Raw genomic sequence first — 13,103 nt, 5'->3', positions numbered from 1 at the left:
CTTGGGCGTGGGAACGCTAAAGCTCGTTCTTATCCAACTTTGTCATGACACCTACAGAGCCAGCGCGCACCCTGTCGGATTCGGCAACGGCGTCTGAGTTGTCCATGGCCAGCTCGCCACCGAGCGCCACAGCGCCAGCGGCAGCTTCTGCAGCGGAGGCTGCTTCCTCTTCTTGCCGTTCCTGCAGCGCGGACTTGGTGCGCAGCGGAACTTCTTTCATCTTCAGTACAAGCAGGAAGGCCAGCACAGCCACGCATCCGGCAAGGATGTAAACGATGTGGGTGGACTGCACAAACCCGTCCTTGATCGGCTGGGCGAGGGTGGGATCCAGGGTGTTCAGGAACTGGGAATCGTTACCCAAGTTCGCGAGCTTTGCCCCATACTCGGCCGGCGTTTCACCCGAGGCTGCCAGCGCGGCCTGGAACTCAGGGGTCTTCGACGCAGCAGCCACCTTGGTGGCCACGTTTTCCGGCAAACCGTTGAACAACAGCGATAGGAATACAGCGGTACCGATGGTTCCGCCAGTGCCACGGAAGAATGTGGCCGACGAGGTGGCAACCCCGATATCCCTTGCAGGAACGACGTTCTGCACGGCCATCACCATGGTCTGCATGTTCAGGCCAAGGCCGAGACCGACGAGGAAGAACATCAGCGCGAGCATCGGGAACGGGGTGGTCGGGGTCAGCGTCAAGATGAGCGCGAAGGCGCCGACCAAGATTGCTGTTCCGGCCAGCGGGAAGATCTTGTACCGGCCGGTCTTGGAGGTGGCGATACCAGAACCGAGGGAGCCGCCCATCAGTCCGAGCATCAACGGGAGGAGCCACAGACCCGACTCAGTCGGCGTCGCGCCCTTTACTAGCTGTAGGTACAGCGGCAGACACGCCAGCGCGCCGAACATCGCGAGGCCAATTGCCAGGTTGATCACCAGGGCAAGGCTGAAGCTGCCGTTCTTAAACAAACGCGTAGGGATCAGCGCGTCATCGCCCATCTTCATTTCGATGACGACGAATGCGGCGATTCCGGCGATTCCGAGGGCGATCATCGACAGCGTGGCGACCGAGGTCCAGCCCCACTTGTTACCTTCTTCGGCAACCAGCAGAAGTGGCACCATTCCGATCACCAGTGCTGCGGCGCCGTACCAGTCGATGCGGTGATTGCGACGGGTATGCGGAATGTGCAGGACCTTCATCACGACCACGAGCGCGATGATCCCGATCGGGACGTTGATGAGGAAGACCCAGCGCCATCCGGTGATACCGAAGATGGAGTTGGCGCCAGCGAAGAAGCCACCGACAATCGGGCCCAGTACCGAAGACGTGCCGAAGACCGCCAGGAAGTAGCCCTGGTAGCGGGCTCGCTCGCGTGGGGAAACAATGTCGGCGAGGATCGCCAAGGCGAGCGACATCAGCCCGCCGGCGCCCACACCTTGGACCCCACGGAAGACTGCGAGTTGATCCATGGAAGTGGCGAAACCACTCGCGATTGAACCCAGCACGAAGATGCTGATGGCGGCCAGGAACAACGGGCGCCGACCGTAGATGTCCGACAACTTGCCGTACAGCGGGGTCGTGATGGTGGAGGTGATGAGGTAGGCGGTGGTTGCCCAGGCCTGGCCCGAGAGATTGCCCAGATCATCAGCAATGGTGCGGATGGACGTGGCGACGATGGTCTGATCGAGCGCTGCGAGCAGAACGCCCGCCAGCAGCCCGCCAAGTATCGTCAGAATCTGCTTGTGTGTCAGACCTGTCGGCGATGCCGCCACGTCTGGAGTTGTTGCCTTCATTCGTTTCTCCCTGCTGTGTGACCTGACTCAACGAGCAGGGCCACGGTTTCTTTAACAATGTCGAAATTGCCGGTCACTCCGTCGATGAATTCGCTGAGGAGTCGGGCAAAAGTGTCGCGTTCGGCGTGGGACCATCCTGAAATGACGGGCGCCATCACCATTCCGCGCAGCCGGATGTTGTTCTCCACCCGGGCTGCCCCTGCTGCTGTCGGCACCAAAATTGAGGCGCGCCCGTCATCCGGGTCCGCCTGACGCTCCACCCATCCGGCCTTCACCAATGAGGCGACTTGACGCGACACTGTCGACGGATCGACGCACGCGTGCCCAGCCAAATCACTGGCCCTGCGCGGACCCTCTTTCACGAGGGTTACGAGCAGCACGTAGTCGGAGTGGTCCGAGTCTTGCGCGTTCAGGGCCTTGGCCTTGGTGACGTTGATGGTCTTGACCAAATCCACGACCTGACTGCAGAGGTCCGTGGCGTAGTCGCGGTCGGTTTGGTCGGTGGCGTCGATTTCGGCGAGGAAGTCCACGACTGCAGGCGTCAAACCAGCATGCGAAGCACCTATGACGTCTACCAGGGTTCGGTGGTCCTGCGTGGTGGTCACCGTTAACACCGCCTCTCAAGTAAAGCGAAAGTAATATGCATGCATCATGCAACTAGTTGCCGTCCGCAATGATGCACGAACTTGTGACGATCCGCAACCGGTATTGCTCAGATCACACAAAGACCGCCCGGCCGGGCAGCTGGCCGGGCAGGCGCGGAGATACTGAGAACCTTCCTCAGGGCGCTTGAAGCGGTGAGGCCGGGGCGGCTCCACGCCGGTGATGAAGGTGCGAGGCACCCGCAGCAACCACCGCGCCGATGACCACATATGCGGCGATCACCAACAGGTGGCTCGAAATGCCATTGCTGCCAAGGTAAACGATCCGCCGCACCGCGTCGGTCCCAGCGCCGTTGGGCAATGCGCTACTCAGCGAACGCCAGAACGCCGGTAGGAGCGGCGCCTGATAAGCGCCGCCAGCAGAGGGGTTTCCAAGTATGACGAAGACCAGGACCGTGAGGCCGATTCCGATCACGCCAAACAGCACTTGGAACGCCATGGTCACCGTTGCCGCGGCCGCCACCAGCAACGCCCCGATCCACCAGAGCGCCATGAAATGCCCGGTCAACGCACCAAGAACCTGATCCACAATGAGCGCTCCACCCAAGCCGGAAAGAATCGAATAGGGCACGATTGCCGCCAAGCGGAAATAGGCTCGCCTCGGATTGGCGGGCCGCGAACCCGCCGCCACGCCGAGCAGCGCGGCCACCAGGTAGCCACCGACAATCCAGCCGATCACCAGGTAAAAGCCCGTGAGCCCGCGACCGTCCCCGCTTTGGAGCGGGACAATATCCTGCGCCACCAACGTTCTACCCTGACCGCTCGCCACCTCGGTGAACACTTCGGTTACAGCTGAGACCACCGAGGCTCCCCCACCGGAGGCAACAAGCAGAGTGTCCTGAGTACTCGTGCCGTTAATGACCAACGCCGCGGAGAGATCGCCCCGCTCAATAAGGCTGCGTGCCGAGCCTTCGTCAGCCACCACTCGTGCGTCAATCGGATACGCGGGCAGGGCATTCAGCCCGGCTGCCGTCTGCGTCGCAGCCGATTGGCCCGCCGAGGATGCCGACGCAGCGACTACACCTACGGGAATCCGGTGCGGCGTCGGAGCGTGAAACGCGCCGACGTAGGAGAGGACGAAGGCCAACTGCAACAACAGGACCCCCAGAATCAGCCCGACGGTGCGAAGCGCAACGGCGTCCTTGAACTCAGCCCACACTCCCTGAGGTGCAAGGGATTGCTCCGGTGTGGCGTGGCGGCCGCCGGACGTCGTGGGGGTCATTTCGTTCCTCTGTTGGGTTTGGCTCTCTTGCTTTTATCTAATACGTTATCGTATCTAATACATAAACGTATTTGATTGCGATGAGAACCGGGGAGGGCTACATGGCCATCGACGCGCCGCATCCGTCGCCACCCGCCAGGGTCACCAAACGCAGGGGTGAGACGCGAGCACGACTCATTGCTTCGGCAGCGACGATATTTGCCGAACATGGTTTTGGCCGGGCAACTGTGGAGGACGTGTGCGAGCACGCGGGATACACCCGCGGCGCCTTCTATTCGAATTTTGTCAGCCTCGACGAGTTGTTTTTCGCTCTGTACGTCGAGCGAGCCGAGCAGTTGGTCCAGGCAGCAGGCTCTGCCGTCAGCAATGCTGTCGCCGAGCTCGGCACCGATCCGCCCATTTCCACGGTGGTCGACCGCGTGCTCAGCACCCTGACCGTCAGCAGGCAATCTCACCTGCTGAACCTCGAATTCTTCGCGCACGCACTGCGCAATCCCCCGGTCGCGCTCGCCTTGGCCGCCCATCGACGCGACCTCCGAAGCGCCCTCGCCCCGATATTGCGAGTCGGCCTCGGAGTTCGGCGGGTATCGGCGCCGCAACTCGAAGCTCTCGGCCGAGCAATTGTCGCTGTTCAGGACGGGATGTACTTTCAGGAGCTGCTTGAACCCGCCGATCAGCGCCTCCCGCGCGCACGAACGACGCTGATCACAAGGATCCTGGCTGACGCCGCCGAACAGCTCCGCGCATAGCTCTTACTGCGCTGCGCCACAGGACCTCGTGCTCCGAAGCCTGAGTGTCCACACACGGTGCCCGCAACCGGTAAGCTCAACTCGCATCGACTGACTTGGCAACGAGTCGGGGCTTCTAGCTCAATTGGCAGAGCAGCGGACTTTTAATCCGCGGGTTGTGGGTTCGAGTCCCACGGGGCCCACCCACGTCTCACCCCTATTCTCCGGGAATTACGGTGGCGCGCGAGGCCAACAAGCAGTAATTTTGCGAGGGCGTTTCCGGGATCCGGACCCCGAATCTTTCCACTTACACGCGTCCAGCCACTGCCCACAGTGTGAAAAATATCGCCAGAAAATTCCGTTGCGGGCAGGCCCCTCCGTGACCGGAATGTATACGATCATGTTGAACGTTCAACATCATAGCGGACGTATTCTCCGCTCATCACCCTGAAATGGTCGACGATTCTCGACCCCCTAGATGAGGTCATTACATGCTCAAAATTGCCCTGATCGTCAGCAGCACTCGCGCCGCTCGCTTCGCCGACACCCCCGTGGCATGGCTCAGCGATATCGTTGCCCAGCGCGACGACATCGATCTTGAGATTGTCGACCTGCGTGACTACCCGATGCCGTTTTTCGACGAGGTCGCCTCCAGCAACTTCGTGACCAGCACCAACGAAATGGCGCAGAACTGGCAGCGCAAGATTGCCGAATTTGACGGCTACATTTTCCTCACCCCGGAATACAACCACGGACCGACGGCCGTGCTGAAAAACGCCTTGGACTACTCGTACAAGGAGTGGAACCGAAAGCCAGCAGCATTCGTTGGCTACGGATCAGTGGGAGCAGCCAGGTCCATCGAAGCACTGCGCCTCGTCGCAGTTGCCTTCCAAATGGTTCCGATCAACGCCGCCGTCCTCATTCAGGGCGCCGACTTCTTCAAGGTGTGGAAGCACGGTGGGCAGCTGTCCGAGTTAACGCACCTAGAGGCTGGCGTTGATGCGATGCTGGCAGACCTGCTGTGGTGGGGCAACGCACTCAAAACTGCCCGCATCGCAGACGATCTCGTCGTGGCTGGCGCAGCACAGTAACGCCTGCCCAGTCCGCAATCTCTAATCGGAACCGACTGCGGCTTCCCACCAAGGCTCTAACGGTGGGAAGCCGTCCCCGTCATTCCCCGGGAGCACCACTCGTTGGCCTGGTCGCGGGATCACCAGCGGAACTTCATGCACTTCGGCCGCCGCAATGAGCCTTCGCACTGGCTCGACCCACGGGTGGAAAGCCAAATTGAAAGTCGCCCAATGGATCGGCAGCAACACCTTCGCCATCACTTGCAGGTGGGTGGCTACAGCTTCCTCCGGGTTGAGGTGAATATCGGGCCACAACGGGTTGTAAGCCCCGATCGGGAGCAGGGCCAGATCGAACGGGCCATAATCGCGGCCGATGGCCGAAAACCCCGGGGTGGGACCGGTGTCGCCGCCGAAGAACACCCGGTGTTCGGGGCCGATCAATGCCCACGACGCCCAGAGGGTGTCGTCCTGCGTCAGTCCGCGTCCAGAAAAATGCCGAGCCTCCGTACACACCACACGTAGCTCCGCGCCATCGGAGCGACTAATCACGTGCTCGCGATTCCAATCCAACTCCACGATCACCACCGACGGCACTCCCCAGCGGCGCAGATGCGCCCCAATCCCGAGCGGGACGATGAATGGAGCCTGATGCTGATCGACTAATGCGATCACCGTGGCCTTATCAAGATGGTCATAGTGGTCGTGCGAGATCACGATTGCATCGACCTGCGGGAGCGACGCCAAGGGCGTGGGCGCCGCATGCAGTCGCTGTGGACCGACGGTGTTCGACGGCGAAACGCGATCGCTCCACACTGGATCTACCAAAACGAAGAAACCGTCGATCTCCACCACGGCACTGGCATGGCCTAGCCAGGTGAGTGCCAAAGGTGCTGCTGCATCAGGGAAATCATCGTGGGCCAGCGGCACCGGTCGGTCGGGGCGCCCTGCTGAACGCTTCGTCAACACGTCGCCGACAGCATCCCGCTTGGCACCTTCAGCTATCTCCGAAGGCGGCAGCGCGTTGCGGAACTTCCCGTTGGGTTTGCGGTTACTCGGATGAGTGTTGGCAGATCCAGTGGCAGGGACGGCGCCGGAGCGCTGTGCCAAGTCGGCCCTGACCTCCCTCGAGGTGGCACCCAGGGCTGGACGCACCCCGCGAACAGCGGGAACGATCCACGAGGCGGCCGCAATGGCGCTCGCAGTGGCAGCGCCGGTAGCTGCAAGCCGGGATATTTGTCGCCATAGCGCCTGGTGAGTCACGTTGTTAGCGTACTCAGGCCACACTTTTGCCCTGGCAGAGTAGGTGATCCAGTCGTCTCCCCGAGACATCCTCTCGGAATACGCCTGTACGGCGGCAGCGTCTGGCTGGCTACAGCAGCGCGATGCGTTTACTGCACACTAGGGACATGAGCTCTGGACAGATCCGCACCGGAAACATCAGCACCGCCTCTCCTGCGGCCGCCGCTTCCGCCACCGAAATCGCTGCTATGAGTCGGGCCGTGGAATTGGCTGCGCGCGGCGCGGGAACAGTGCTGCCTAACCCAGTTGTCGGATGCGTACTGCTCGATCAGCACGGCGCCGTCATTGGCGAAGGGTGGCACCAGCAGGCGGGCGGCGCCCATGCCGAGGTGAATGCGTTGAATCAGGCAGGCGAACGCGCCCGCGGAGCGACTGCCGTCGTCACTCTCGAGCCGTGTAACCACCAGGGCCGCACGGGGCCTTGTTCGCTGGCACTGATCAACGCGGGCGTGGCGCGAGTGGTGATCGCAGTCCTCGACCCAAACCCGGCTGCGGTCGGCGGAGTCGCCACGCTGCAAAAAGCGGGTGTGGAAGTCGTTACAGGGGTACAGGAAAAAGAAGCAAGCGATGTCAATCGAGTCTGGCTCGGTGTTCTAGCCACCCAGCGCCCATACGTCAGCTTCAAGGCGGGAACCACAGTCGACGGCCGAGTCGCCGCAGTCGACGGCACCAGCAAATGGATCACCTCGCCCGCGTCCCGAGGCGATGTCCATCGCCTGCGCTCCGAGGTGGACACGATGTTGGTCGGTGTCGGGACAGTCCTTGCTGACGACCCAATGCTCACCGTCCGCCACCCAGATGGCAGCTTGGCGATGCGTCAGCCGCTGCGGGTTATCGCGGACTCACTAGGACAAACACCCGCAAGCGCAAAGATTTTGGGTGATGAAGCGCCCACTTGGGTCGCCACCACCGCAGACGTGGGTGCCGGATCGGACGGCCGGCTGAGCCTGCCATTGCTGATGGCCAAGCTTTACGGATTCGGCCGCCGCCACGTGCTCCTCGAAGGCGGACCCCGGCTCGCCGCGGCCATGCTCGATGCGGGGCTCATGGACGAGATCATCTTCTACATCGCGCCTCTCGCTCTCGGCGCCGGCAAGAATGCTATTGACGGCGGCTCCGTGAACACCCTCGCGCAGGGGCACCGCTTAGAACTTCGCGACGTCACCACATTCGACGCAGACGTCCGGCTGCGCTACACGGTTCGCCGAGACTGAGAGGCCTAAAGTATATGAACTTTCAACAAAATATGGGATAGGGTGCCAGTCATGGAAAAGGACCCGTGGCTCACCCAGGACCAGCAGCACGTCTGGAGACAATATCTCGCCATCTCCCGATTGTTGAACGATCGCGTCGAGAGAAATATGCAGCGAGATGGCGGAATGCCCCAAGCGTATTATTTGATCCTCGCGATGCTCTCCGAAGCCCCGGACCATTCCTTGAGAATGAATCAGCTCGCAGACGTGCTGCGTGCCTCACAATCTCGCACCTCACATGCTGTGACCAAATTAGAGTCCTACGGCTGGATTCGCCGAGAAGCGACACCGAGTGACGGCCGAGGCCAAAGCGCTACCCTTACCGATGCGGGCTGGACCCGACTGCGGCTGGTCGCTCCAGACCACGCAGAAACCGTGCGCAGCATCATGTTTGATGCTTTGGACGAGAAAGATCTTGCCGACCTCGGCCGAATCTACGGAAAACTGTTGGCACACATGGAGCCTCAGACAGAGGGCGAGAAAGACACCCCTCCCAGGCCGACAGATTAGCCGGGATAGCAAAGCCCCCGTTGGTGTGAACCATACGGGGGCCTTGCCATGCTGGAGCCGCTTAACGGAATCGAACCGTTGACATCTTCATTACGAGTGAAGTGCTCTACCGACTGAGCTAAAGCGGCAGCGCGTTCGAGTCTAGCCGCCCAGAGTCGATGCTCGAAACCCCGCTGGCAGGGCCGGTAAAGTCAGCACACGCCATGGCAAACACCCCTTCAGCCCCAGATAAGCACCGAGTTCGATGGTGGCTGGTCACGGGTGTGCTCTGCGCTTTTGTCGCGACCATCTTTACCGCTGTGTCCGTGATCAGGTTTCTCGACCTGGCCGTGTACCGGGCAGCTGGCCAGGCCGTACTGCACGGAATCGATCCCTACGGACCCGGATTATTGGCTCGGCTGCCCTTCACGTACCCACCCGCAGCTGGCTGGTTCTTCGCGCCCCTAGCGGCAGTGCCCTGGTCGGTGACCCCGTATCTGTGGTCTGTAATCACGCTCCTGCTGCTCGCGTGGGTCGTCCACCGGGCTCTGCTGGTAGCAGCGCCCTCGCTCACGGGAGCACAAGAAAGCCTGACCATCAGCGGGATTGTCGCTCTGTCCTCGGTCAGCGCACCCGTGGCCGACCACCTCGGATTTGGTCAAATCAACATCGCGCTGATGGCTGCGTGTGTCTACGATGTGGTTGGGTCAGGGCGCCGCACATCTCGCCGCCTGCCTCAGGGACTGTTGATCGGTTTCGCCACCGCGATCAAACTCACCCCCGGCATCTTCATCGTGTACTTGCTGATCACCAGGCGGTACCGGGCGGCAGGAATAGCAACGGCCGGAGCGATAGCGCTCACTGTCGTCGCGGCTGCGCTCTCCCCTCACGCCACCAGTAAATTCTTCGGCGATGTCTTCTGGAACTTAGGCGAACGCGTCGGGCTCGGCAACAACGCGGTCATCGGCAACCAATCGCTTCAAGGAGCGATGCTGCGGCTCCTCGGCCCAGACACTGAGAAGATGCTATGGCCCGTCCTGGTGGCCGTCGCCGGATTGGCCGGCTTATGGGCCGCCCGCAGGGTCTTTCAGAATCGAGGCGACCTCGCGGGCTCCTGTGTCATCGGGCTCTTGGTGGTGGTCGTCTCCCCCGTTAGCTGGACCCATTACCTAGTCTGGCTGATCCCGCTACTGGTGCTCTTGGTCTCCAGCAGGCGACGCGGGGAACAGGTGGTGGCGATCGTCATCACAGTTGCTCTGCTGGCGCGCACACACCGCTTGGGCGGAGACTTCTCACTTACTGCGAACGACTGGTTCAGCAAAATAGGCGCCGCCCTACTGGCGAACAGCTATCTCTTGATCTGCGTAGCCGTGATTGTTTACCTAGCGGTCACCCCGCGAAGGGCGTCGTCCACATCCAGTCACACAGATCGGGTGTTGTAAGCCTTCCGAGCGCCACACACCGAAGCCTTGGAACAGACCTCCTTGGTCCCGTCGGCTCCCATTTTCAGGACCACCGAATCGTCAAGGACGTTGTGCCCTATGACGATTCCCTCTCCGTGCGGCGAATCCACCGTCTCGCCGATAGCCGGTGCCGTGTTCTTGAAGTCGCTATAGAGCGGGTGTTCGTACTTCAGGCAGCACATCAATCGGCCACAGGCACCGGAAATCCTCATCGGGTTGGCTGGCAGATCCTGGTCGCGTGCCATCGCGAGAGTGACGGGCTCGTAGTCCCGCAGAAAAGTGGAGCAGCAGGTATCCCGGCCGCACGAACCAACGGTGCCGGTCACCCGCACCGCATCACGATCGGTGATCTGCCGAAGCTCGATCCTGGTGTGCAGGGTCGACGAAAGGTCGCGAAGCAGGGACCGGAAATCGACCGTCTCGGGCGATGAGTAGTACACCACCGTCTTCTTGTTGCTTGGTTGCGGGTCGACCGCCAGAATCTTCATCGCGAGATTATGGGCGCGGACGAGTCGTCGAGTGGCAACCAAAGTGCGCGCTTTGACTTTGCGCAAATCCTCAACCTGCTCGGTGTCGGCTTTCGTCGCCATGCCTTGCAGAACCGGGAAGCCATCCGTGTCTTCCGACGAGTATTCCGGCGCCCACAGAACGGTCGCTGCCACCGGACCTTGCTCGGTCGGGTAGAGAACGTAGTCGCCAACGGCGAGTTTCATCTCCCCCGGATTGGCGTAGAAAAGTTGGCCGTTCTTCGTGAACACGACGGCGCACAGCATTCCCATGCTCAGACCGTACGCGCTACCACGCCCTGATTCCTAGCCGCGACATCCCGGGGCCCGCCCAGAGTCAACCGGTCAACAGCCGCATCATCAATGCCTCAGCGGCGATCTCCAGTTTGACGCTGCGCTCGATTGATTCCCGGCAGGCAAGGATGGCATCCAATCGGCGCAATGCCCCTTCGGCTTTGATCCGGCCAGCGGCGATCTCCAGATCGGCGCGGATATCCGGATTGATCAATGTGACGGGGCCGTTGCGGGCGAAGGCAAGCGCGATTACATCGCGATAAAAACCCGACAGATCAATCAATGCGCGATCTACGACATCACGTTGTGTCCTCGTAGCACGCAACTTCTGCTTGCGCTCTAGATCCTTGAGTACGCCGGCCGTCCCGCGAGCAGCCCCTACGGCCCCTTTTCCGGTACCACCGGCGCCCAGGGCCATCTTCAACGCTTCCATCTCGGCGTCGTCTCGCTCCAGTGATGCTGATTTTGCTTCGGCCTTGGCAGAGTCCACCAGCTTTGCCGCGGCCACATAAACATCGCCGATTGTTCGCAGCTCCGCAGGAATCTGCAAAACAGCGGTCCGCTTCTCCCGCGCCTGCTCGTCCGTTGCCAGCCTCCGGGCCCGGCCAATGTGGCCACCACAAACGGAGGCTGCCCACAGTGCCTGTTCGGCGTCGATCCCATCCCGTCGCGCAAGGACGTTCGCTATCGCCGCCACGCTAGGCGTCACCAGGTTCACGACACGGCAGCGGGATCGAATCGTCACCGAAATATCGTCAGGATGCGTTGACGGAGCACACAACAAAAACACGGTCTGCGGCGACGGCTCTTCGACGGCTTTCAGCAGAGCGTTTGACGCTCCCTCCGTCAACCGGTCCGCGTCCTCAATCAACACGATCTGCCACCGCCCTGTGGTCGGCCGTCGAGCCGACAGCTTCACCACCTCACGCATCTCCTTGACACCGATCGTGAGACCCTCAGGATTGAAAGACCGAACATCGCCGTGTGTTCCCGACCGCACGGTGCGGCAGTGCACGCATTGCCCACACCCACGGTCAGGACATTCCAACGCCGCAGCGAAGGCCCTAGCGGCCACGGAACGACCCGAGCCCGGCGGGCCAGTGATCAACCACGCGTGCGTCATTGCGGAGCTCGGGACGCCTTCGTCACCATGCGAGGCGGACACGGCCAAGCTAAGCGTCGCGACGGCCTCAGCCTGCCCGACTACCGAGGCGAAGGCTCCTGCCAGCACCGTGCTCACGCTCCCACCCCCTGTTAGTCGAAAGAAAGCCGCGGTACTTGTTCGAAAACGCCGCGCAATGAACTGCCGCTATGGGAGTCCGCCAACCTCGAATTGATCATCGCTCACCGTACTTCCCGACCCCGACAATCCGTGCCCGAGCCCGAGCTCGTTAGCAGCAGAGTTACCGATTCACCAGCTTCAGGATTTCTTCCACTATGTCGCGCCCCGTGCCGCTAAAGACCAAAAAGCCAATGATCAAGAGCAGGAAGAAGCCAAAATTACTGCCCTTGCCGCGCGCTCCGGTGCGCGCCGGTGATGCGGGCCGAGCCGCGCGTGACTGAGCGCGGCTTCCGTAACTGGGCGGTGCAGGGGCCGAGGCCTGCGGCGAATAGAACGCTCCCGTCTGCTGTGCCGCAGCAGATTGGAAAACCTGGGCCGCCCGCTCCACGCGATTTTGGAACGCCTGGGCCTGCGAAGCTGGCGGTCGAACCTGATTCTGATAGGCCTGCGCCTGCGAAGCTGGCGGTCGAACCTGATTCTGATAGGCCTGCGCCTGCGAAGCTGGCGGTCGAACCTGATTCTGATAGGCCTGCGCCTGCGAAGCTGGCGGTCGAACCTGATTCTGATAGGCCTGCGCCTGCGAAGCTGGCGGTCGAACCTGATTCTGATAGGCCTGGGTGGGCGCCGCGTGCGGACGAACTTGATTCTGAACCGATTGCGCCACAACGGGAATCTGCGTTGCCCCAAAAGTCTGTGACGTCAGCAGGGGGGCCCGCGGAGCCGCCTGACGAATTGGACGCGGAACGACAGCAGGGTGCTGGGCAAGATAGGTAGCCGCGACCTGTTCGGCACTGGCGGTAGCAAGAGGGAGTGCGGGCACGGAAGCCGTCATCCTTGGTCCTACCAAGGCGGAGTCGGCTTCAGCGTGACTCTTAGCTGCCTGCGCATCCACCGATGTAGAAACAAGACCCGATGGCGAGGAAACTGCGGCAGGATCCGGGAACACCCGAGTCTTCGCGAGCGGCGCACGCACCGCCGCAGTACCGTCGGCGCCGGTAAGCGCATCGAGGTAATAGCGGTGGGGGCTCGGCTTCATGGATCGATCTTAGGCC

At 61.6% G+C, this 13,103-nt stretch carries 12 protein-coding genes and 2 tRNA genes; 6 read left to right on the top strand and 8 right to left on the bottom strand.

Annotation, left to right across the window (positions count from 1 at the left end; translation table 11 throughout):
- Positions 1 to 16 precede the first annotated feature (16 nt).
- The 3 genes from EH165_RS02370 to EH165_RS02360 form a co-directional block, all read right to left on the bottom strand.
- On the bottom strand, positions 17 to 1,783 hold the full coding sequence (locus EH165_RS02370) for an MDR family MFS transporter (RefSeq protein ID WP_124797859.1): 1,767 nt from the start codon (positions 1,781 to 1,783) through the stop codon (positions 17 to 19).
- Positions 1,780 to 2,388, bottom strand: coding sequence for a MarR family winged helix-turn-helix transcriptional regulator (locus EH165_RS02365; protein ID WP_206426062.1), 609 nt, complete (start codon positions 2,386 to 2,388; stop codon positions 1,780 to 1,782). Before EH165_RS02365 ends, EH165_RS02370 begins: the two co-directional genes overlap by 4 nt.
- A 175-nt stretch (positions 2,389 to 2,563) precedes the next feature.
- The gene (locus tag EH165_RS02360) at positions 2,564 to 3,667 is read right to left on the bottom strand and encodes an ABC-2 transporter permease (protein WP_124797858.1); all 1,104 of its coding nucleotides are present in this window, start codon (positions 3,665 to 3,667) and stop codon (positions 2,564 to 2,566) included.
- Positions 3,668 to 3,768: 101 nt separating this feature from the next.
- Here EH165_RS02360 and EH165_RS02355 point away from each other — a divergent pair, with 101 nt between their 5' ends.
- The 3 genes from EH165_RS02355 to EH165_RS02345 all read left to right on the top strand — a co-directional run bounded on the left by EH165_RS02355 (position 3,769) and on the right by EH165_RS02345 (position 5,486).
- Positions 3,769 to 4,416 carry a TetR/AcrR family transcriptional regulator gene (locus EH165_RS02355; RefSeq protein WP_124797857.1) on the top strand — a complete coding sequence of 216 codons (648 nt, stop codon included), beginning with the start codon at positions 3,769 to 3,771 and terminating at the stop codon, positions 4,414 to 4,416.
- A gap of 109 nt (positions 4,417 to 4,525) precedes the next feature.
- A tRNA-Lys gene (locus EH165_RS02350) sits at positions 4,526 to 4,598 on the top strand.
- A gap of 288 nt (positions 4,599 to 4,886) precedes the next feature.
- On the top strand, positions 4,887 to 5,486 hold the full coding sequence (locus EH165_RS02345) for an NADPH-dependent FMN reductase (RefSeq protein WP_124797856.1): 600 nt from the start codon (positions 4,887 to 4,889) through the stop codon (positions 5,484 to 5,486).
- A 21-nt stretch (positions 5,487 to 5,507) separates the two neighbouring features.
- Here EH165_RS02345 and EH165_RS02340 read toward each other — a convergent pair whose 3' ends face one another.
- Entirely contained in the window at positions 5,508 to 6,725 is a 1,218-nt protein-coding gene (locus EH165_RS02340) for an MBL fold metallo-hydrolase (RefSeq protein WP_239020667.1), read from the bottom strand.
- A 146-nt stretch (positions 6,726 to 6,871) separates the two neighbouring features.
- Here EH165_RS02340 and ribD point away from each other — a divergent pair, with 146 nt between their 5' ends.
- Together ribD and EH165_RS02330 are read left to right on the top strand one after the other, a co-directional pair.
- Entirely contained in the window at positions 6,872 to 7,978 is a 1,107-nt protein-coding gene (gene ribD / locus EH165_RS02335) for a bifunctional diaminohydroxyphosphoribosylaminopyrimidine deaminase/5-amino-6-(5-phosphoribosylamino)uracil reductase RibD (protein WP_124797854.1), read from the top strand.
- Between the two features lie 51 nt (positions 7,979 to 8,029).
- The gene (locus EH165_RS02330; protein ID WP_124797853.1) at positions 8,030 to 8,527 is read left to right on the top strand and encodes a MarR family winged helix-turn-helix transcriptional regulator; all 498 of its coding nucleotides are present in this window, start codon (positions 8,030 to 8,032) and stop codon (positions 8,525 to 8,527) included.
- 52 nt (positions 8,528 to 8,579) lie between these two features.
- Here EH165_RS02330 and EH165_RS02325 read toward each other — a convergent pair.
- Positions 8,580 to 8,655, bottom strand: a tRNA-Thr gene (locus EH165_RS02325).
- A gap of 75 nt (positions 8,656 to 8,730) precedes the next feature.
- On the opposite strand from EH165_RS02325, the gene EH165_RS02320 reads away from it, so the two are divergent.
- The gene (locus EH165_RS02320; RefSeq protein WP_164479086.1) at positions 8,731 to 9,948 is read left to right on the top strand and encodes a glycosyltransferase 87 family protein; all 1,218 of its coding nucleotides are present in this window, start codon (positions 8,731 to 8,733) and stop codon (positions 9,946 to 9,948) included.
- Here the strand turns inward: EH165_RS02320 and EH165_RS02315 are convergent.
- From EH165_RS02315 to EH165_RS02305, 3 genes are all read right to left on the bottom strand, one after another.
- Positions 9,927 to 10,748: a PSP1 domain-containing protein gene (locus tag EH165_RS02315; protein ID WP_124797851.1), complete on the bottom strand. Its 822-nt coding sequence runs from the start codon at positions 10,746 to 10,748 to the stop codon at positions 9,927 to 9,929. The genes EH165_RS02320 and EH165_RS02315 overlap by 22 nt on opposite strands.
- Positions 10,749 to 10,812: 64 nt before the next feature.
- Positions 10,813 to 12,009, bottom strand: coding sequence for a DNA polymerase III subunit delta' (locus EH165_RS02310; RefSeq protein ID WP_124797850.1), 1,197 nt, complete (start codon positions 12,007 to 12,009; stop codon positions 10,813 to 10,815).
- A gap of 163 nt (positions 12,010 to 12,172) precedes the next feature.
- Positions 12,173 to 13,087: a PAT1 family protein gene (locus EH165_RS02305; protein ID WP_124797849.1), complete on the bottom strand. Its 915-nt coding sequence runs from the start codon at positions 13,085 to 13,087 to the stop codon at positions 12,173 to 12,175.
- Between the last annotated feature and the right edge of the window lie 16 nt (positions 13,088 to 13,103).

The sequence above is a fragment of the Nakamurella antarctica genome (assembly GCF_003860405.1).
Taxonomy (GTDB): domain Bacteria; phylum Actinomycetota; class Actinomycetes; order Mycobacteriales; family Nakamurellaceae; genus Nakamurella; species Nakamurella antarctica.
Note: the sequence above shows the minus strand (reverse complement) of the source record. Positions and strands in the feature narration are given on the sequence as shown.